Source organism: Desulfosporosinus acidiphilus SJ4 (genome assembly GCF_000255115.2).
Classification (GTDB): domain Bacteria; phylum Bacillota; class Desulfitobacteriia; order Desulfitobacteriales; family Desulfitobacteriaceae; genus Desulfosporosinus; species Desulfosporosinus acidiphilus.
On the sequence record NC_018068.1, the window covers coordinates 4462279 to 4482036 of the forward strand.

18 protein-coding genes and 1 other annotated feature are annotated in these 19758 nt (G+C 44.6%); of the genes, 5 read left to right on the forward strand and 13 right to left on the reverse strand.

Translation table 11 applies throughout. The annotated features are described in order from the left end of the window. The first annotated feature begins 56 nt into the window (after positions 1 to 56). A complete protein-coding gene (locus DESACI_RS20550; protein WP_049804089.1) occupies positions 57 to 725 on the forward strand; it encodes a glutamate--tRNA ligase family protein in 669 nt (222 codons plus the stop codon). A 164-nt stretch (positions 726 to 889) separates the two neighbouring features. Here the strand turns inward: DESACI_RS20550 and DESACI_RS20555 are convergent, their stop codons facing one another. Next, complete coding sequence (locus DESACI_RS20555; protein WP_014829151.1) at positions 890 to 1333, reverse strand: hypothetical protein; 444 nt, start codon at positions 1331 to 1333, stop codon at positions 890 to 892. A gap of 319 nt (positions 1334 to 1652) precedes the next feature. On the opposite strand from DESACI_RS20555, the gene DESACI_RS20560 reads away from it, so the two are divergent. Together DESACI_RS20560 and DESACI_RS20570 are read left to right on the forward strand one after the other, a co-directional pair. Next, positions 1653 to 2099 (forward strand): hypothetical protein, encoded by a 447-nt coding sequence (locus DESACI_RS20560; RefSeq protein WP_014829152.1) that lies wholly within the window; start codon positions 1653 to 1655, stop codon positions 2097 to 2099. 433 nt (positions 2100 to 2532) lie between these two features. Then, positions 2533 to 2925 (forward strand): tautomerase family protein, encoded by a 393-nt coding sequence (locus DESACI_RS20570; protein WP_014829154.1) that lies wholly within the window; start codon positions 2533 to 2535, stop codon positions 2923 to 2925. Positions 2926 to 2964: 39 nt separating this feature from the next. Here DESACI_RS20570 and cimA read toward each other — a convergent pair whose 3' ends face one another. From cimA to DESACI_RS23270, 11 genes are all read right to left on the reverse strand, one after another. Beyond that, positions 2965 to 4557, reverse strand: coding sequence for a citramalate synthase (gene cimA, locus DESACI_RS20575; protein ID WP_014829155.1), 1593 nt, complete (start codon positions 4555 to 4557; stop codon positions 2965 to 2967). Positions 4558 to 5180: 623 nt separating this feature from the next. Next, a complete protein-coding gene (locus DESACI_RS20580) occupies positions 5181 to 5813 on the reverse strand; it encodes a redox-sensing transcriptional repressor Rex (RefSeq protein ID WP_014829156.1) in 633 nt (210 codons plus the stop codon). Between the two features lie 150 nt (positions 5814 to 5963). Beyond that, positions 5964 to 6662: an SPOR domain-containing protein gene (locus DESACI_RS20585; protein WP_014829157.1), complete on the reverse strand. Its 699-nt coding sequence runs from the start codon at positions 6660 to 6662 to the stop codon at positions 5964 to 5966. Positions 6663 to 6803: 141 nt separating this feature from the next. Then, the gene (locus DESACI_RS20590) at positions 6804 to 7811 is read right to left on the reverse strand and encodes an inorganic phosphate transporter (protein WP_014829158.1); all 1008 of its coding nucleotides are present in this window, start codon (positions 7809 to 7811) and stop codon (positions 6804 to 6806) included. Beyond that, positions 7804 to 8430 (reverse strand): DUF47 domain-containing protein, encoded by a 627-nt coding sequence (locus DESACI_RS20595; protein ID WP_014829159.1) that lies wholly within the window; start codon positions 8428 to 8430, stop codon positions 7804 to 7806. Before DESACI_RS20595 ends, DESACI_RS20590 begins: the two co-directional genes overlap by 8 nt. A 183-nt stretch (positions 8431 to 8613) precedes the next feature. Beyond that, a complete protein-coding gene (locus DESACI_RS20600; protein WP_014829160.1) occupies positions 8614 to 9939 on the reverse strand; it encodes a bifunctional folylpolyglutamate synthase/dihydrofolate synthase in 1326 nt (441 codons plus the stop codon). Positions 9940 to 9961: 22 nt separating this feature from the next. Further along, a complete protein-coding gene (locus DESACI_RS20605; protein ID WP_041276162.1) occupies positions 9962 to 12622 on the reverse strand; it encodes a valine--tRNA ligase in 2661 nt (886 codons plus the stop codon). Between the two features lie 55 nt (positions 12623 to 12677). After that, positions 12678 to 12899, reverse strand: a binding site (T-box leader). Positions 12900 to 13086: 187 nt separating this feature from the next. Then, positions 13087 to 14520 carry an FMN-binding glutamate synthase family protein gene (locus DESACI_RS20610; RefSeq protein WP_014829162.1) on the reverse strand — a complete coding sequence of 478 codons (1434 nt, stop codon included), beginning with the start codon at positions 14518 to 14520 and terminating at the stop codon, positions 13087 to 13089. A 154-nt stretch (positions 14521 to 14674) separates the two neighbouring features. Next, the gene (locus DESACI_RS20615; RefSeq protein ID WP_041276163.1) at positions 14675 to 14908 is read right to left on the reverse strand and encodes a hypothetical protein; all 234 of its coding nucleotides are present in this window, start codon (positions 14906 to 14908) and stop codon (positions 14675 to 14677) included. A 49-nt stretch (positions 14909 to 14957) separates the two neighbouring features. Beyond that, entirely contained in the window at positions 14958 to 15488 is a 531-nt protein-coding gene (locus DESACI_RS20620; protein WP_014829163.1) for a nitroreductase family protein, read from the reverse strand. A 196-nt stretch (positions 15489 to 15684) separates the two neighbouring features. After that, the gene (locus DESACI_RS23270; RefSeq protein WP_014829164.1) at positions 15685 to 16512 is read right to left on the reverse strand and encodes a TIGR04086 family membrane protein; all 828 of its coding nucleotides are present in this window, start codon (positions 16510 to 16512) and stop codon (positions 15685 to 15687) included. Between the two features lie 169 nt (positions 16513 to 16681). Between DESACI_RS23270 and DESACI_RS20630 the strand changes: the two genes are divergently transcribed. Both DESACI_RS20630 and DESACI_RS20635 read left to right on the forward strand, forming a co-directional pair. After that, positions 16682 to 17389 (forward strand): ferritin family protein, encoded by a 708-nt coding sequence (locus DESACI_RS20630; protein ID WP_014829165.1) that lies wholly within the window; start codon positions 16682 to 16684, stop codon positions 17387 to 17389. A 332-nt stretch (positions 17390 to 17721) separates the two neighbouring features. Further along, the gene (locus DESACI_RS20635; RefSeq protein WP_014829166.1) at positions 17722 to 18585 is read left to right on the forward strand and encodes a DMT family transporter; all 864 of its coding nucleotides are present in this window, start codon (positions 17722 to 17724) and stop codon (positions 18583 to 18585) included. 151 nt (positions 18586 to 18736) lie between these two features. Here the strand turns inward: DESACI_RS20635 and DESACI_RS20640 are convergent, their stop codons facing one another. Next, positions 18737 to 19726 carry a sodium:calcium antiporter gene (locus tag DESACI_RS20640; RefSeq protein ID WP_041276164.1) on the reverse strand — a complete coding sequence of 330 codons (990 nt, stop codon included), beginning with the start codon at positions 19724 to 19726 and terminating at the stop codon, positions 18737 to 18739. Positions 19727 to 19758 lie beyond the last annotated feature (32 nt).

Genomic DNA, 19758 nt, shown 5'->3' on the forward strand with positions numbered 1-19758 from the left:
TTCTGTCGACGAAAATCGTGTAAAGGGACGGTCCTTTCGACACACTTCACACGTTGGTGTCAAAGAACGATGAAGTCTATCCCTGTTTTTGTTCTCGGGCAGATATCCGGGCTTCTGCTTCAGCCCCCCAAGGCATAGATATTGCTTCAGAATATACAGGCACTTGCCGCAAGCTATCCTCCAGAGAAGTTGAGCATCGAAAACAAAGAGAACCCTATAGTTTGCGTTTTAATTTAAAACCTAGGACTATCACGTTCCATGATCTTTGTTACGGTGTTCAAAATTACAAACCCGGAAAAACGTTGGGTGATTTTATTGTCAGACGTCGTGATGGCGTACATGCCTACCAATTAGCCGTCGTTGTTGATGACGCCATGATGAACATTACGCATGTGCTTCGCGGTTCTGACTTACTAGTTTCAGCCGCACGACAAATTGCCCTTTTTCATGCACTTCATTGGCCCATTCCGGAATATGCACATGTCCCTATTTTATTAGGCCCGGACGGTCACCGGCTTTCCAAACGACATGGTGATGTAAGCCTGTATGCGCTACGAAAGGCCGGCATAGCTCCCCAACAAGTTGTAGGCTGGCTGGGATATTGGGCGGGAATCCTTCCTGAACCTTTTCCATTAAATGCCCAGGAGTTGATTAAGCCCTTTAGTCTGGAATTGATCCCTCGTCACGAAATAACAATAGATCCAAAACAATTCGTTGGAGGTTAAAGTTAAGTATACAGCATGAGGAGATGGATGCTGCTCTAGATTTCTAATTCATGCGCAAAGATTGGTTCGCTATCTGGGAGTTTAGCCGAAGCAATTTGCAATGACATTGGATACTTCTGTGTCAATAGATGCTGTTTTTTAGCAAAATACCATTTTTTGTTAAATTAGAAATTTGGTTTCTTGAATAGATATCGCTTAATCAGATAACCTCTAACAAGACCCGCAATTGCTGCAGCTGATGCTTGTGAATAGTTACCAGCTGCATTTTGAATCATATATTCATTTCTCATAAAGGTTCCGAAAACAATAAAAAGTACAGCCTCAGCAAACATACTAATAAAAACTGCTTTAATTAAGTAATGATCGATTCCGGTGAATTTAGGAGTGTAATACAAGAACAGTCCTAATATTGCGCTGTATCCTATGTGAGATAAAACTCCTAGCGCAAGGCTACCTTCCCTTATAAACATCATGCTTGTTGCCTTTGGAGCAGATATTGTAGTGAAATGAAAGTAAATCATTATTTCAGAGAATATTCCCGCAGGTATAGCACCGATTATTGATAGAAACATAGCAATTAAAGGCTTGTCAAATTTTACTTCTGCCATATTAACTCCTTCATGGTTTTTGCTATTATCATTTCTTCGCAAGTATTTTCTATACACAAATATAAGAGTTACTTGGTTAAAGATGCGAATCCAAAATATACTCAAAATAACCTTCGCTAAAGACCCAATAATCGAAACCCATAGTGGGCCAGTATTCTCTTCACTTTATTGACGCTTGCCTTTTAAAAACACCGATGCCATAATTGCTCGTTAACAATTATGGCATTTTGCAGATATAGGGACAACAGTATAGAAAAATAGTATTTTATTTGCGTAAAAATCAATAATAACAACATAAATAATAAAGGGAGTTGTAAATGTGAAGTTGCAGTATGATAAACCTTTAATTGCTATGCTGTTATCAATATTAGGGGCCATACCTGTAGGTATATTTGTTGAGATCATGAAATTTTTCCATCTTACAACCGTTACCTTTTTCCAAGCGTCAAGTATGATGTTTATTAAGGAAGGAAGTCCCCTATTAGGAATTTTATCATATATTGGCTATAGTGCATTCTTAGGATTAGTGATGTATCATAGTCCTAAGATACTTGGAAACGATTATTTTGTAATTAAATGCTTGTTTATTAGTATGTTCGCAGAATCTCTATTATTTATAATATTTGGGACTCTTGTAGGAAATATTCACTTAGTACAGAATACTTCCGGTAACTACGTACATGCCTGTGCAGCAGCTATGGGAGGTTTATCAAGAGGCTTTCTCATAAAGAGATATCTCTTTAAACAATATGAAGCTAAAGTTTAAACCTTTGTTACAGGACAACATCAGAGAGGGCAATATGGTTATAGTTTATAATAGGGAGAGGGGGAGGGATTTATATTGAATGATTTATTTAATGAAAAGCGTTCATGGTTAAAAACTCATCGATCCTTTCTGAAGAATACCCTTAAAATTGGAGCTATAATTGGGGTATGGGCTACAATTATTATTCCAGTTAATGTATGGCCCTTCAAATTAAGCAAATTTGCAATAGTTATTGTATGCGGCATAATTTATTTGGCATTAACTTTAATTAACTATTATCGGCCATTTAATACGTACTAATTTAAGTCAACAGTGAAGAGCTGCCAAATGGCAGCTCTTTTTCATAATTTTAATTATAAGACTCAGAAGGTTATTTATTCCAGTTTGACGAAGATCTAAATATAGAAATCTCAAGCTGGAGGAGGTAAGTGGTATGCCCCTAGTTAAGGTAGAAATTCTAAAAGGAAGAAGTACTGAGTATAAAAAAGCGATTTTAGACGGGGTTCATTCTGCGTTAGTGGAATCGTTTAAAATTCCTGATTACGATCGGAACCAGCGGCTCTACGAATTGGATAATGAACACTTTGAGTTCTCTGATACTAAAACTGATCAATGTACCATTATAGATTTGACAGTATTCAAGGGCAGGAGCCCTGAAGCAAAGAGGCTTCTTTACTCTGCTATAGTCCGCAATCTTCAAAACAACCCCGGCATTGACGGAGAAGACATTACTATTGTGGTTCATGAACCACCTTTGGAAAACTGGGGGGTTCATGGCGGTAAAATGGCGAGTGAAGTAAATTTAGGGTTCAAAGTAGACGTTTAGACGTTTAGGTCTTGCGATCATGTGTGTTGGGACGGTCCCCTAACACGCTCCTCCTTCAAACTTCCAAATCGTCCAATTGATTGCATCAAGCAAAGCTTGGGCACTGGCTTTAAGAATATTGTTGGAGACCCCAATGGTCCCCCAAACCTCGCGCCCCAAACGAGTATCGATAATAACCCGAACGATAGCCTCGGTGCCCCGCGATCCATCTAAAACCCTCACCTTGTAATTGACCAGTTCACTCTTTTCCAGAATGGGGAAGAAACTTGCCAAGGCCTGCCTTAAAGCCGTATCCAAGGCATTTACCGGGCCGTTTCCTTCTGAGGCAATATGCACGGTTTGTTCCCCCACCTTAACTTTAACAACAGCCACCGAATCAAGTTCACCGCGCAGCGGATCACTCCAAACATGGTAATCTAACACCTCAAAAGGTGTGCTGAAGCGACCTAATATACGCACCAGCAGCAGATCAAGGCTTCCCTCTGCCGCTTCAAATTGAAATCCATGGTTCTCCATGTCCTTAATCTCCAACATGGCCTTTTCTACTAAGGGATCTTCTTTAAGAATATCCGGAGCAAAACGGCGAAGACGTTCTAAGATATTTGCTTTCCCGGCCTGATCTGAGATCAATATTCGACGCTCATTTCCTACATCCAGCGGATCCATATGCTCAAACGTACGATGATTTTTGAGAATTGCATCGACATGCATCCCTGCTTTATGAGCAAAGGCACTGCGCCCCACGTAGGGCTGCTTCTCATCAAAGGGAGCATTGGAGAGTTCCGCAACAAATCGGGAAAATGGGGTGATCTTATGAAGTGCCGATTCCGAAAGGACGGTATAGTTCCCTTTGACCTGCAAGAGCGGAATCAAAGTACTTAAATTGGCATTCCCACAGCGTTCACCAAATCCGTTCCAAGTCCCTTGGATCTGAGTTACCCCGGCTTCCACCGCCACCAGTGAATTAGCCACTGCCAATCCACTGTCATTATGAACATGAATTCCTAATTCTCGAGGAGCAAATTCCTGCATAACTGCTTCGACGCCCCGGGCGATATCAGCAGGCAAACACCCGCCGTTGGTGTCACATAAGATAGATATCGCTGCCCCAGCCTCGAGAGCCATCTTAATACACTTCAGAGCATAGTCCGGGTTCTCCTTAAATCCATCAAAAAAATGTTCTGCATCAAAGAAAACTTCATGGCCCTGTTGGACCAGGAAGGAAACAGATTCACGGATTAAACGGAGGTTTTCCGCTAAGTTTGTCCTCAAGACATCACGGACATGCAGATCCCAAGCCTTCCCAAAGATGGTGATCGTTTGAGCTCCGGAAGCCACCAACTTAAGTAGAATCTCACTATTTTCCGGAGACTCATTGACTTTGCAAGTACTCCCAAAGGCAGCAATATGTGTCATGGGAATGTTCTGCTCTTTTAAAAGCTGAAAAAAATTATCATCTTTCGGATTAGCTCCCGGCCAGCCTGCTTCCACATAGAGGCTGCCCATCTCCTTAATCCGTTCGACGTAACTCAGCTTGTCCTGAGTCGAAAAATGAATCCCTTCTCCCTGAGCTCCATCTCTTAAGGTTGTGTCATAAACTGTTATTTTTCTTTTACCCTCGTCGCGACCCATCTTTCTCCTCCTCTGGCGAAACTAGACTAACTAGTACTTAAAACCCCGCAGCCGTTCTAAAGAACTTCCACGGGGCTTTTGTCCCACACGGTGTAGTTGGTATTCCAACCTGTGTCGCTCGGTCCAGACCCCAGCGGCGGAACCCTTGACACACTTCTTATGCTCTATTATATGACACAAACGCCTTAATGTACAACAGCACAATCTCCATAGAGGTATCTTATTAGCTATATTAGCTGTATCTTTGGGCAGACGCCAGTAGCTATGTTAGTGAACACGTTCAGTTAAAGCTGAACATCGGAGTTCAGATAGGGACTCTACCCCACCTGAAGTTTACGAAGGGCCCACCCCCGCTTATAGAAATGGGGGTTTTAAAAAACCGAATAAATTATGTTGGTATTATATTTATTAAATTGACGGTATTATATTTATGTAACTGCATTTATCAAAACTTACTTAATTAACATAATTGCTGGTATGGGTAGATAGATAGCAAAAATAATCGCATAAACCGTTTTTGGAAACAACAATGAGAACGGTTCACGCACTTCACTGCCTTCCCCGAACTCATTGGCCTTGAGTATTTAAGTATTAGTATAGAAATAGTTCGGCACGTTTCAAGCCTAAAATCTTTGGGCCCCTACGTTAAAGGTAAGTACTTCAAGATTAACGGCAAGATCAACATTACGCAGCTCAATCTCAGGCGGAACATTCAAAACTACCGGTGCAAAATTCAAGATTGCCTGCACGCCGGCTTTAATAAGTTTATCTGCAATATCTTGAGCTACCGCCGATGGTACGGCTATAATACCGATTTGCGTTTGGTTTTGTCTCGTAATTTCTTCCAGTTGTTCAATCGGCAAGACTTCCACATCACCGATTTTTGTTCCGACCTTGCTTGGATCCGAATCAAAAATACTGGTGATAATGAACCCTCTCTCACGAAAGCCTTTGTATGAACTTAACGCCAAACCTAAGTGCCCGGCCCCGACCAAAGCAACACTCCAGTCAACACTTAAACCAAGAATTCTAAGAATATGTTGACGGAGATCTTTGACGTTATACCCCACACCCCTTGTTCCAAACTCTCCAAAATAAGCCAGGTCTTTCCGGACTTGTGCGGGGCTGACACCGACTCCTTCTGCGATATCCCCTGATGAGGTGGTAATTATTCCTTTTCTATCGACGTCTGTCAGATGTCGTGAGTAAACTGAGAGTCGAATAATCGTGGCCTCCGGGATTTTTAGCGTTTTCAATAAGTTCCCTCATTTCTCATCTGATAATTAATATAGATAGTTATGTTAATTATATCACTATTGACCAAAAACGCAAATAGTTCCAATTTGTAATCTTCAGAATATTACCGATTACCATTTTAGATCCTAACTTGGATGTTTTTCGGCCTACTAACTATTATTTCCAGAAAACTTATTTATAATCCTCATTGCTTCAAAATACAAGGATAATCCAAGTAAATGTTGTTCTTCCGGATCACTTTTCTCTCGAAGCAGATTATAGATATTGTGAAGCTGAACTAATTGTGATGGAGAATAATCTCCGGCAAGACTGTTCCATAGTTGAAATTCTTCGGCTAATCTTTGAGAATTAATCCCCTCCTGCAAAATTGCATTTACATTGGCCAGAAGTTCCATCGTCAAGTGAGAGCCATTTCCTGTCACTCGAAATGTCCGTTCCGGAAGTTTCACTTGTTTGATTAAGGCGTGGATTCCCTTTTCTGCCAGAGCCTGCTTCAATCCGTTTAATTCCTCGGCTGTGTGACCTAAGCCAAGGACAACAATCCAGGGATTATGACTGATTATCCCACCGGAATAGGACAATTCCTTAAGTTGTTTTAGACAAGACTGAGCATTTTCTTCGCTTTTAAAAATACCAATCTGGCAGGTCCAAAACGTTGCTTTAGACAACACGAAGATATCTGTTTGATCTGCTGGGCGGCCGCCGTTTTTTACTTTTTGAGCAGTTATTCCTCCCGAATGCCCGACAAGTTCTAAGTATACTTTTCCGATTCCCCAAGTCAATAAACCTAGGCCGATGATTCCCAAGACCAACGCCGCGAGGATGCGCAGACGCTCAAAGTTTTTCATGCCTCTTCCCCTTCCGCAGGGCCGGACAACCCTTCTAACGGAAGATATGTTATGAATTCAAAAAATAGACTTCAAAATTCAAAAGAGGTCTGCAGTAAACTTTCAGTCGTTTATTGCAGACCCCTCTTAAATTTCTTTTTTTTACATTATTCTCGAAACAACGAAATAGTATAAGGCAGCAATAGCCGCAGTTGTGGGAATTGTCACAACCCAAGCGATAAGCATTTGTTGGGCAATGCCCCAGCGTACAGCCGAAACTCTCTTCGCACTGCCCACCCCCATAATCGAACCCGAAACCACATGCGTCGTCGATACCGGGAGGTGCAGGCTTGGAAATACCGTAGCAGTCCAAATAACAATGGAAGAACTTAAATCTGCGGCAAAGCCGTTGATAGGTTCAAGTTTAAAAATCTTGCCACCCATGGTATGAATGATTTTCCATCCCCCAGCGGCAGTCCCAAGGGACATAGCCAGAGCACAAGCCAGTTTAACCCAAAGGGGAGGCGCCAGAACTGTCTGAGCCTGAATTCCTGTGGCAATGAGAGTCATTGTTATAATCCCCATGGATTTTTGGGCATCATTGGAACCATGATTAAAGGCTAGCATGCTTGCGGAAAGAAGCTGCATTTTCTTAAATCCATGATTAACTCGCGATGGTGAAAAACTGCCGAAAAATATGTTCAACACTTTCATAATGATAAAACCTAAGATCATACCGATAATCGGAGAGAAAATTAAGGCCGTAATGATTTTGCCTAAGCCTTCCCAATGCAGAACTGCAAATCCGGCTTTCGCTGCCGCCGCACCGGCAATTCCTCCGACAATTGCATGGGAAGAACTGCTGGGAATTCCTAAATACCAAGTCAAAAGGTTCCAAGTAATGGCGCTCAGCAAACCCGCTATAATGACCTCTTGCGTCGTTAACGTCGGTGAAACGATATCCTTAGCAATGGTTTGGGCCACTCCTGTACTGACCAAAGCACCCAGTAAATTAAAGGCCGCAGCCAAAACAACGGCATGTTTAGGACTCAAGGCCCGTGTTGATACGCTGGTGGCAATGGCATTGGCAGTGTCATGGAATCCATTAATATAGTCAAAGGTTAAGGCTAAAAAGACAACAATTACTAACAATGCGCCAATATTAGTCATATTTCAGAACCACACTTTTGAGAAGATCGGCGATAGATTCGCAGTGATCCAGCGTCGTTTCAATATGCTCTAGAATCTCTTTCCACTTAATAATTTCGATAGGATCCTTCTCAAATTCGAAGAGTCTCGCCACTTCCTGGCGATAGAGCTTGTCTCCGGCGCTCTCTAAATGATAGATTTCTTCAGCGGCCGCCAAAATCGTGGTTTTCTTAAAATGAATGTTGCCTAAACACGCAAAAGCCGCTTGGATTTGCTGAGTTGCCAGTCCCACTAAATGTACCAGTTCCTGAGCTCCAAGGGAAGGTTTTCCTGTTCGGTACAAGAGCATGCGTTCTACGGTGCCTTCGGCGAAATCGACGATATCATCCAATACTTGCGCAAGTTTGTAGATGTCTTCACGATCTAGGGGTGTGATAAAGGTAGAGTTAAGACGTTCCATGATTTGATTTGTGACATTATCTGCTTCATGTTCGAATCGATGCATTTGAGCCGCATCTTCCGAGGAAACAGAGTCTTGCTGCATGATGTCTTGGAGCCTTATTAAGGTTTTGGAGACGATCTGGGTACTTTGGGTGAAGAGTAAATAAAATTTATCCTCTTTTGGTGACAAACCGAACATACGAAATAACCCCCAACCTATTTTTTCAATTCTCCTGGAAAGCCAAAAATCACTAGGACACTCCACGAAACATTGTATCAAATCTTTGGGGGTTTGTGTAAAAAATATATTAAGTTTTTCGAAACAGTTCATAAAAAGGCGGCAAGTATCAGGCCCTTGCTCTAAAACTATGTTAAGTGAATGTTATTTTTTCTTTAACTCCTCAATTAGGGCTTGACGGGCATCTGCAAGCATGTAGAGGGAACCCGTAACACAGAGCATGTCCTTTTCTCCCAGACGACTCAGGGCGTAGATAACGGCCTCTTTAGGATCTTCAATACATTGAACCGGACGTCCGTGCTGTTCAGCAAGCTTCCCTAAGGCTAACCAATCCCCAGCCCGCGGAGAATTGGGACGGGTTATAACAATCTCTTCCGCCATGGGTACAAGCATATCCACAACCTTTTCCCGTTCCTTATCTGCCAGCATTCCCATACAGAGGATAAGGCGGTCCCGGGAATAAAGCGGAAGCGCCTCTGCTAAGGCTCGGGCCCCATCAACATTATGAGCCCCATCCAAAAGAATTTTAGGATTAAGAGAAAGCATTTCTAATCGTCCCGGCCATTCAACATTACGCAGCCCGGCATAGACAGCTTCCCGCGGAATAATCACTCCGCAGTTGCTTTGCAGAAGTTCACAGACCGTCACGGCCGTTGCAGCGTTGCGCAATTGGTGAGGCCCAATAAGATGCAGACGTAATTTATAATACGTAGAATGCAGCCCCACAAGATCAAATTCCTGTTCCAGTTCACCGCTCCATATACTTTCCCAGTGAACATCCTCACCCACGATAAAGAGGGGTACATTGTTGGCTTTCGCCGTATCACGCAACACTTGAATAACATCAGGATCCTGAGCTGCTGTGACGACCAAAGACTCCGGTTTAATAATTCCCGCCTTAACTTTGGCAATAGATACCACATCAGGACCCAGATAATCCATATGATCCATGGCTACATTGGTAATGACCGAAATTAGAGGAGTTACCACGTTGGTGGAATCAATAGCTCCTCCCAGGCCAACTTCAACGATTGCATAATCAATTTCTTCTTGAGCGAAATAAAGGAAGGCCAGGGCGGTACTTACCTCAAATTCTGTAGGGTGTTCAAATCCTTCGGCAACCATATCCTCCAAATGGGGACGGAGAATGGAAATCATCTGAACTACCCATTCTTTAGGAATCATTTGTCCATTGATCGTTATACGCTCACGATAATCATGGAGATGAGGAGAGGTAAAAACACCGACCTTATAACCCGCTTCCCGTAATATTCGGGCAACCATAACTGTCGTAGAGCCTTTGCCATTGGTCCCCCCCACATGAACAACCTGCAGTTTCTTTTCCGGATTCCCTAACCTTTTAAGCAGTTCTCGGATTCTCTCCAAGCCAAAGTTCATCCCAAAAGTTGTTAGGTTGACAAGGTAATCAAGACTAGCTTGGTACGTATGCTCAAGTTCCATTGATTTCATCTCGTTTCCCCCCTGTAACGTATTAACTCTGCTGCAATTCCTTCAGACGTTCTTCTAAAGCTGCTTTTCGAGCGGCTAAGCCTTCCGCCCTTTCGCGTTCTTTAGCCACAACAGCTGCCGGCGCCTTGCCGACAAAGCCCGGATTATTGAGTTTGGCTTCCAGAACCTTTTGTTCACCAAGTACGAGGGTTATCTCCTTCTCTAAACGGGCTATTTCCTTATCCAGATCCATAAGGCCTTTCAGAGGAAGATAAATTTCCACTCCTTCTAAAACAGCGCTTGCTGCCTGTGAGGGTTTCTCAGCCATGGTTTCGAACAGTTCCACACTCGCCCCACCGGCTAACTTTAGAATATCCGCTTTTCCATTTTCCAAAACCCGGCGTTGGTTTGCATCGGAGGCAAGCATCAGAATCTCTACTTTTTGGCCGGGCGATACTTTCATTTCAGCTCGGATATTACGAATTGCTTTAATCGCCTCCATTAGAAGAGTCATGCTTTTCACGGCCTCTTCGTCATGATAGGCTGGTACTTCGGGCCATGACTGCATCATAATGCTTTTGCCCTGAACGGGGAGGTTTTGCCAGATTTCCTCCGTCAGGAAGGGCATAAAGGGATGCAGCAAACGCAGTGTCCCTTCAAGAACTTCGAGGAGAATAGACTGAGCGGTGTGTCGGGCGAGAGCATCTTCTTTGTTATAGAGCCGGGGCTTACTGAGTTCAATATACCAATCACAGAATTCATTCCAAATAAATTCATAGAGAATTCTGCCGGCCTCGCCCAGATCGAAGGCTTCCAGAGCTTCTGTGGTTTTCTCGATGGTGGAGGCGTAACGCGTTAAGATCCAGCGGTCTGCCAGGGTAAGTTCTCCCCGCGGCCCGGCCTCGTAGTCTTCTAAATTCATCAGAACAAAGCGGGAAGCATTCCAAATCTTATTGCAGAAATTCCGTGTTGCTTCCAGTCGTTCCGGATGGAAGCGCAAATCATTGCCCGGGGTGTTGCCGGTAATTAACATGAAACGCAGCGTATCCGCTCCATACTGTTCAATCACTTCAATGGGGTCAACCCCGTTGCCCAGAGACTTGCTCATTTTACGGCCTTTTGCATCGAGCACCAGGCCGTGGATCATTACCTTCGGGAAAGGCACTTCTTTCATAAATTCCATAGCCATAAAGATCATGCGCGCGACCCAGAAAAAGATAATATCCCTGCCGGTAACCAACACCGTTGTCGGATAAAACTGCTGCAATTCCGGTGTTTTTTCCGGCCAGCCCATGGTGGAAAAAGGCCAAAGTCCCGAGGAAAACCAAGTATCCAGGACATCCGGATCTTGCTTCAGATGCTCACTTCCGCAAGAGGGACAGTTCGTCGGGTCTTCTTGCGCACAGATCTCCTGACCGCAATCCTCACAATACCATACCGGTATACGATGTCCCCACCACAGCTGACGCGAAATACACCAATCACGAATGTTTTCCATCCAGCCCAGATAGATTTTATCAAAACGGTCCGGCACAAACCCCAGACGCCCGTCGTTAATAACTTCGATGGCCGGCTTGGCCAAAGGCTCCATTTTCACAAACCATTGTTTGCTGACCATAGGTTCAATCACCGTCGAACAACGATAGCATTCACCTACAGCATGGGCATGGTTATCAATTTTAACCAAGACTCCTGCTGTTTTCAGGTCTTCGACAATTGCCTTGCGAGCTTCAAAGCGATCCAGCCCTTGATATTTTCCAGCCTGTTCATTCATTCTGGCTTCTTTATCCATTACGGCAATTTGGGGAAGCTGATGACGCAGCCCTACTTCAAAGTCGTTAGGATCATGAGCCGGGGTAATTTTCACAGCGCCGGTGCCAAACTCCCGATCCACATACTCATCGGCGATAATCGGGATTTCCCGGTCCACTAAAGGCAAAATCAGGGTTTTGCCGATTAAATGCTGATATCGCTCATCCTCCGGATGGACAGCCACTGCCGTATCCCCCAGCATCGTTTCCGGCCTTGTGGTGGCAACAACCAAGGTTTCTAAGCTGTCTTTTACAGGGTAACTCAAATGATACAAGTGTCCTTCGCTGTCCACATGCTCCACTTCGATATCGGAAATGGTGGTATGACACTTTGGACACCAATTGACGATATAATTCCCGCGGTATATCAAACCTTTACGATACAAGGATACAAAAGCTTCCCGCACCGCTTTTGAACAGCCTTCGTCCATAGTAAACCGTTCTCGGTCCCAGTCACAGGAAGCCCCTAAACGCCGAAGTTGTTGGGTAATGCGTCCGCCATACTGTTGTTTCCAATCCCAGACCCGTTCCAGGAATTTGTCCCGCCCAAGTTCCTGCCGGCTTGTACCTTCTTTAACGATCTGAGCCTCTACTTTCGCTTGAGTAGCGATCCCAGCATGATCTGTTCCGGGCAGCCAAAGAGTATTAAAGCCGCGCATCCGTTTATATCTTGTTAAAATATCTTGGATCGTTCCATCCATGGCATGGCCCAAGTGTAAAGCTCCCGTAACATTCGGCGGCGGCATGACAATACTGAAAGGCTTTTTCGTGTCATCGACCTCCGAATGAAAAAATCCATTCTCCTCCCAGAATTGATACCACTTTCCCTCAACTTGGCTCGAGTCATAAGCCTTAGCCATCTCTATCATTTCCGTTTTCTTAGTTTCATCCATGATATTATTTCAAAACCCCTTCCCAAAATTGAATATAAAAACGCTTTCCATCCTGATAAAGGACGAAAAGCGATCGTGGTACCACCTTATTTCAGTGAAACAACCTTACAGCATGGCATTTCACTCTCATTTACCTAACGGGTTTTCCGTCAGAAAGTACTCCGTTCCCCTCTGCCCCTCCTGTGCGACCCAAGCACTTTACCGTAAAGACCTCTCAGCTCCTAGTCTTTTCTCTGAACGGTATCCTGATGCTATTCCTCACAATCACCGGGTTTACCAATATTTGATTTGAATACATTATACTCAGAAGGTTAATTAATGTCAAAATTTATAGGGTTTAGTCCTTTTATTTTATTGTAACCATTTTGGGCGGCATTAGGACTCAGCATTCAGGAATCAGTATCGACAACCTTGGTACTCGCCGTCCTTAAGATGTAGAATTCGTTAGTTCATGGGCTCTGCTGTCATTTTTTGGAACCAAACACTTCCTGGTATGTATAAGCAGGTTTTACTCCGGTTACTTTGGCCGTCCAATCATCCAAAGCTACAAGGTCATTGGGGCCCAGCTCAGACAAAGACGTTTTTCCCAAAGCCCGTACACCTTCCTCCATTTCCAAAGTCATCGACTTGAAAACGTTGGCAACGCTTTGGCTGGCTAAATTAATGTCAAGCCGATCTTTATAGGGAGAATTGTACCAAACCAATTGAGTTAAAGGTTCCCAGGGAAGTATTTTATGAATTTGCCGGTGTACTAAGGCAAACAAGGGAACGGTTCCTAAATAGACCGCATCGGCTCCCAGAGTTAAGGCTTTCAAACATTCACCGCTGGTCGCATACCCACCGGCAACAACCAGGCTCACCTCTTTACGGGCACCTTGCTCACAAAGAAATCGTTCCGCCCGAACTAAGGCTAGTAAGCTGGGAATCCCTAAATCATCACAAATCATGGGAGAAGCCCCCGAGGCGCCGCCCTGGGCCCCGTCAACAACAATCACATCAAAGCCCGCCTCTAAAGCCACTGCTAAATCTCTTTCGATCGCACCGGTGGCCATGAGTTTGAGGCCAATAGGTATACCTCCTGCTTCTCCTCTTAAATCCTTAACGTACTTGATCCAATCCCAGGGACTTTGAATTCCCGGGATTACCGCAGGGGTAACTAATGTTTCCACGGGAGAGATACCCATGAGTTTTTGAGCCTTTCCCTTGACAGCATTGGGTTCAACGGTAAAAGGACCCATACGTGTCCCCTGTCCCATCTGAACTTCGAGCATATCTGCCGCTGCTATAGCCTCAGGAGAATGCCCCCAGGGGCTTCTGCTTATTTGCCAAATGAACTTTCCCGCTTCCTGACGTTCCTCAGCCAAGTAAGGACCCTCTCCGGAATTCGTGGCCGTTTGAAGTTGTTTAGCGGCTTTTGCCAAGGCTCGCTTAGCTTGTTCACTGAGTCCTATTCCGTACCCCATGCCTGAAATCATCAGGGGAGTTTCTATCGTTAATGGTTTTTGTGCTTTGGGCCCAAGAGTCACTTTCATATCAACAGCTACGTTTGCTTCTTTAGGCAGGCGGGCCATCTGCCCGGGAACAAACATTAAAGTATCGAAATGAGGAAATCGTCTGGGAGAACCGAGAGGGCGTTCAATAAGCTTGCCTTTTTCTGCTCGTAAACTGATTTCCAAGATTGTTTGTACCGAAGTGCGGCGTACAGCACTCCATAGCTCCATCAGATTTTCATGATACTTATCTTCAAGCAGCCTTTCGATCACCAAGCCGAAAAGCCGCTGGACAATGGTGCGAAACAACCGTTTGCCTATAAAAAACAGCAATCCCAAGAGTAAAACTCCTGCCAAGAATGCTCCTAAGGCTGAAAGAGCGATAACGAGCAGAGCAGTCTGAAGCAACAATGCCAATCCTCCATTATATAAGGCTTCGATTTATTCATAGTCTGTACCACATATCAAAGAATATTCATTTAACCGGCTGGACAACGGTCAATAACGCTGCTATTCAAGGCCGGCGGTCTCATCCCGCTCTACCGATAGTTTCCAGTGAAGACTATCGCACTTGTTTGGCTCCAGAGGCACTCGGCTGCACAGCAGGAGTATGCATAATAAGTTGCAGTATGACGATTAGCTCATCCGCTTCTCGTCTTGCCAGCAACTGGTTAGTCGTACTTATGCTAGCGCCCTGGAAAATTAATCTTTCATTCATCAATGGCAGCGCATCAGGGCACGGAGGTCTGAGGATATAAAAAAAGAGGCGGATAGTTCCACCTCTGAAATCCATCATGTTACTTAATGTTACTTAACGTTCCTTCGTCCTCATCCTGATCTTGCTGTTATTCCCGACCCCATTTACCGTGAAAAACAATCTCCGACATAGCTTTGCGGGGCCGCGGGCGTCGTTCCTCCGCTGCATACCCCAGCGGAGTCATGGCTAGTACCCGAACATCCTCAGGAATCTGCAGGGCTTCTCGAGCCTTTTGTTCCGTGAACAAGCCCTGCCAGCAAGTGCCAAGCCCCTGCTCTGTCGCAGCTAAAACAAGATGTTCCATGGCAAGCCCCGCATCGAGCATCATGAAATCTTTACCTTCCCAGATTTCCGATTCCTTAGGCACTGCGCAGAGCACGATAACAATAGGCGCTCCCGTTAAGGCTTTTCGTCCAGGATTTGTTTCTCCCATGGTCTCGGCCAGCGCTGCTCTTCCTGCTGCGTCTTCAACAACAATAAAACGCCAACATTGCATATTCTTCCAAGAAGGTGCTAAACGGGCTGTTTCCAGAACGTATTCCAACTTTTCACGCTCTACAGGCTTATCGAGATAAGTACGCAAACTTCTGCGGGTCTGAGCTAATTCAAGAAAATTCATCATCAAGTGCCTCCTTCTCATTAGGGAACTTTCGCAATTATGTCTCCATTGTTCTCAATTCTGAATTCTCCTTTCAGAATTCTCCTCAAGATTAATGATTCCTTCTCCTTAACGTTGTTTCGGGAAATTATTTCTCGGAATTCATTTGACGGAATATATTTTTAACTTTTTTTCTAATTAAATGCAAGCACAGAAGTTACTCCCACCAAGGTTTATCTTCCTTCATTCCCTGAGATGGCTCAAGTTTTAAAGGCTCTGTTTTTCGCGGCTTTGCACTCTCACGCTTCCTATTCCAGGGCCAATCAATCTCCGAATTCGCTCCAAAATCAGAGCTTAAATGGCCGGCTATATCAGACTTCAAATTTGCTCCCGAATACGGTCCTGAATTGGCCCCTGGATGTGTTTCATAATGTGTTTCATAATCTTTTTCAAAATCCTTTCCAAAATCCAGCCGAGATTCAATCCCTAAATCCGAATCACAAGCTCCCTTATCCGAGTCTGTTTTCCAATAATCATCATCTATGTCATCACCGGCGGGTAAAGTTTCTTTTGATGAGTCAAAGTCCTTTGTATCCCACTCAAAATCACGGCCCGTCTGTTCCTCACGTCCATATTCATTATAATTTGACCACTGATCACCTTTTGTCCTCCTGCCTGCCCATGCACTTCTAACATTTCCCCGCCGCGAACCTCCTGCCCCAAAAGCCCCGGCAATAGTTCCCAGAATCGCCCCTTCTCCCAAAACTTGAATAAAGCCCCATACTCTGATCGGCAGAAACAAAGCCAACAAGAGGGTCCCTACTGTTACATACCCAACTCCCGTAACTCCACCCAGCAATAATTCCCCGCTTTCTCGAGAAGCTCGGTATCCCCCTATTAAGCAGCTTGCCAGAAGTCCAATATCTACGAGATTAGAAACGCTCAGCCCCCCTAATCCCATCGCTCCCCAAACTATTCCAGCGAGAAGAGTTAAAAGCGTCACCAGCAAAGCAGTTGTAATTCCCCTCAGAACAAATGAAAGCATATAGTTTCCTCCCTGCTTTTTGAATTTTCTATCTTTAGGACAACTCTTATCGTTCTATAGATACGCAGAACCACTCTGATACATTCCATGTATCTCCATAATATTCCATTACCATGCCGCATACTTTACGAATATAGTGTATTATGCCATAGCAAAAGGAGGAGTCCTAATGGATTATGCACGCTATGTAGTGCAAGCAGGGGATACTATTTATAAAATCTCCAGAGCCTACTCAATCGAGATGTCGGAGATTATTCAACTTAACCATCTTAAACATCCCGATCGCATTTACGCCGGTCAGATACTGCTGCTTCCTGTTTCAAGAACTCAGGAACCTGCTCCCGGAGAAATACCTGAACCAAATTTTACATACGCCATTTGGCTCTACGAGGCCTATGCCGGGTCGGATTCAGAACTAACCGCAATTACGACGTATCTTTACCAGGCTGTGTTGTTGGATCGCCCGGAATTCGATTCTCTGTTAAGACCTATTGCCTATGATGAAATGCGTCATCTGGAAAAACTGGCTCAAGCCTTAAGGTATCTGGGGGTTGATCCCAGGTACGGTTCATTGAGCAGCGGACACTGGGTTGACTGGCGCTCTCGCTTCATCAACTACACCAGTGAGCTTTGCGCCCTTCTTGACAATAATATTGAGGACGAAGCAAAAGCCCATCGTCACTACCTAGAACTTGCCCAGAAAATACCCATACCGGAAATACAAAAAATATTAACCGAAATGGCGGCCGACGAAGAACGACATTACTATCTTTTCTGCCAGGCTAAGCAGCAATATTGTACCGACTGTGCCACAGTCCCCACAGACGATTCCATTCAATCAGTACAGCAAGCACCCCCTGAAGGTACCATAGGTTAATAGTTATGCCCGAGAGAAGATAAATTTCCTTCTTTTCAGTTCTCTTACCTTCCGTTATACTAAAATTGCGTGGTTTCAGTTGCAAGACAATCTCTAATTGCAGAAAGGCTGTTGCGTCGCTTGCGCAGCGGCCTTTTTCGCACTATCAGAAAGTATAACTTTTGGTTAAATACTGCAAGAAGAGTTTATACGTGCGAAGACAGTGTCTTCGTCCTCTAGCATAAGTGCAACTAACCTGCCGCTTTCGCCGGAGGCTTAGCGCCAGCTAAGTTTTCTTTATACTATTAAATATCCATGCCGCTTAGCGGTTGACTGCCCAAAGGAGCTGAATTGTGTTGAAAATAACTCGGGCTCAGGGAGCTGATTTTTCCTTATTACTCATTACATTTATTTGGGGTTTTACATTTGTTGTTGTGAAATGGGCAATAGCGGATCTTCCACCCTTTCCTTTTCTGGCCATTCGTTTTTTTCTTGCCTTTATCAGCTTATTACCCTTCCTCTGGCTGCAAAGGGCTTATATTTCCAAAAAAAACGTTCTCAAAGGAATGGCTGTCGGTGTTTTTCTTGCTTCAGGCTACATATGGCAGACAATCGGGCTGCAATACACCTCTGTTTCCAACACCGGTTTTATTACCGGGCTTTCCGTCGTCATTGTCCCTGCCTTAGTCACCTTAACAACTAAGAAAATCCCGCGCCCCAGTCTGATGCTTGGCATCCTCAGCGCTTTAGCCGGCTTAGCCTTACTTTCCTTAGGAGATCATTTTCAGTTCAACAAAGGTGATATCATGGTTCTGATCTGTGCTGTCAGCTTTGCTTTGCACATTTATCTTGTAGGACGTTTTGCTCCGGATACAAACGCTACAGTTCTTGCCAGCTTCCAAATCCTTACGGTAAGCATATTAAGCGGAATTTTCTCTGTAATTTTACCTCAACCTCCACTGCATTTTACCGCGAATGTTTGGATAGGACTGTTAGTGACCGCCATTCCTGCCACTTCTCTGGCTTTTTTTGTCCAGTCGAAAATGCAGCAATTCACAACCTCTACCCATACCGCCATTATATTTTCTATGGAACCTGTCTTTGCAGGCTTATCGGCCTATTTCCTTGCAGACGAAGTGTTAACCCTTAAAGGCTTATTTGGGGCAGGATTAGTCCTCGCAGGCATGCTCATCGCCGAATTCAGCGGCTCGGACTGAAAAAGGTGCATGTGAAAGGGGGACGATCCTTTTAACACATTCGTGTTAAGAGGACCGTCCCCCTTTCACTCCGCGGTTTCTCTCGGCTGTGTTTTCACACGGCCCCTTTCACGCATTTAAAAGTCCAGGGTTTAGGCAGTCTTGTAAGGCTCTAATAACGTAGTACCGTCAAAATAAACATCAGATAAAAGACACCTCCCATTAAGAGACCCGTGGGATGGATGGCTCCTTTGCGACGAAGAGAAACTAAGGGGATCATCGCAGAACCAACGGATAATAAAGCGCTCCAAAGGGCCAAGGGGTCCAATTTCCAGGATGTCATGATGATTCCGATCGCCGGAATGACTGAACTCTGAAAAACCATTGCGCCTGTCAAATTACCAAGGGCTAAGGTATCTTTGCCGCGAAAGATCCAAAGAACACTGTTAAACTTCTCCGGCAGCTCTGTCGCTACCGGAGTTATTACTAATGAAAGGACAAAAACCGGTATCCCCAAAGATACTGCAAGCGGTTGAACGGCATTAACAAAGCCATTGGCTCCGAAGACAATAGCTACTAAGGCCATGAAAATCTGTAAGATAATTGAGCTTATTTTAGGATCATCCACGTTACGCGCAACGTATAAAGAGGCTAATTTTTCTTCTTTATGCACACCCCTGTTGGAACGCAAAGTAAGGAAGACGTAAATAATATAAGCTGAAATTAATAACCACGCCGCTATGTTCTTATACTGCTGTTTCCCTAAAAATGATGCCGAAATGGCGATGGTAAATACTAAAAGAAAAAACTGCAAATCCCGCTGAACAACCTCCGCCTCTAATTTTAAGGGGCGGTTACTCCGGCGAAATAAGAGAACCGCTGAGCCGGTTATAAAGAAAGCCAGGGTTGATAGCATGAATGGTGCACCAAGGATAGCCCCGATCCCTATGTCTGCCCCCTCTGTTCCCTCACCGAAACCAAGAAAAGCAATGATCGGAACAATCGTCTCCGGCAAAGCGGTCCCAACAGCTGCCAAAAGACTCCCCACAGCTCCCGCGCCAAGGTGCAGCTTTTTCCCCAACCACTCGATACTGTTCGTAAAGGCCTCGGCCCCTATCAGAATTATTCCTAAGCTTAGAATGAGCATTCCCACATCTCGCAAGCGTTTCTCCTCCTTCACTGTCCCGCTTAAAC

Bases quoted from the DNA above. Each gene is read 5' to 3' on its own strand.
- DESACI_RS20555 (WP_014829151.1), bottom strand. From the start codon at position 1,333: ATGGCAGAAGTAAAATTTGACAAGCCTTTAATTGCTATGTTTCTATCA.
- DESACI_RS20570 (WP_014829154.1), top strand. From the start codon at position 2,533: ATGCCCCTAGTTAAGGTAGAAATTCTAAAAGGAAGAAGTACTGAGTAT.
- cimA (WP_014829155.1), bottom strand. From the start codon at position 4,557: ATGGGTCGCGACGAGGGTAAAAGAAAAATAACAGTTTATGACACAACC.
- DESACI_RS20585 (WP_014829157.1), bottom strand. From the start codon at position 6,662: ATGAAAAACTTTGAGCGTCTGCGCATCCTCGCGGCGTTGGTCTTGGGA.
- DESACI_RS20590 (WP_014829158.1), bottom strand. From the start codon at position 7,811: ATGACTAATATTGGCGCATTGTTAGTAATTGTTGTCTTTTTAGCCTTA.
- DESACI_RS20595 (WP_014829159.1), bottom strand. From the start codon at position 8,430: ATGTTCGGTTTGTCACCAAAAGAGGATAAATTTTATTTACTCTTCACC.
- DESACI_RS20600 (WP_014829160.1), bottom strand. From the start codon at position 9,939: ATGAAATCAATGGAACTTGAGCATACGTACCAAGCTAGTCTTGATTAC.
- DESACI_RS20605 (WP_041276162.1), bottom strand. From the start codon at position 12,622: ATGGATGAAACTAAGAAAACGGAAATGATAGAGATGGCTAAGGCTTAT.
- DESACI_RS20615 (WP_041276163.1), bottom strand. From the start codon at position 14,908: ATGATGGATTTCAGAGGTGGAACTATCCGCCTCTTTTTTTATATCCTC.
- DESACI_RS20620 (WP_014829163.1), bottom strand. From the start codon at position 15,488: ATGAATTTTCTTGAATTAGCTCAGACCCGCAGAAGTTTGCGTACTTAT.
- DESACI_RS23270 (WP_014829164.1), bottom strand. From the start codon at position 16,512: ATGCTTTCATTTGTTCTGAGGGGAATTACAACTGCTTTGCTGGTGACG.
- DESACI_RS20630 (WP_014829165.1), top strand. From the start codon at position 16,682: ATGGATTATGCACGCTATGTAGTGCAAGCAGGGGATACTATTTATAAA.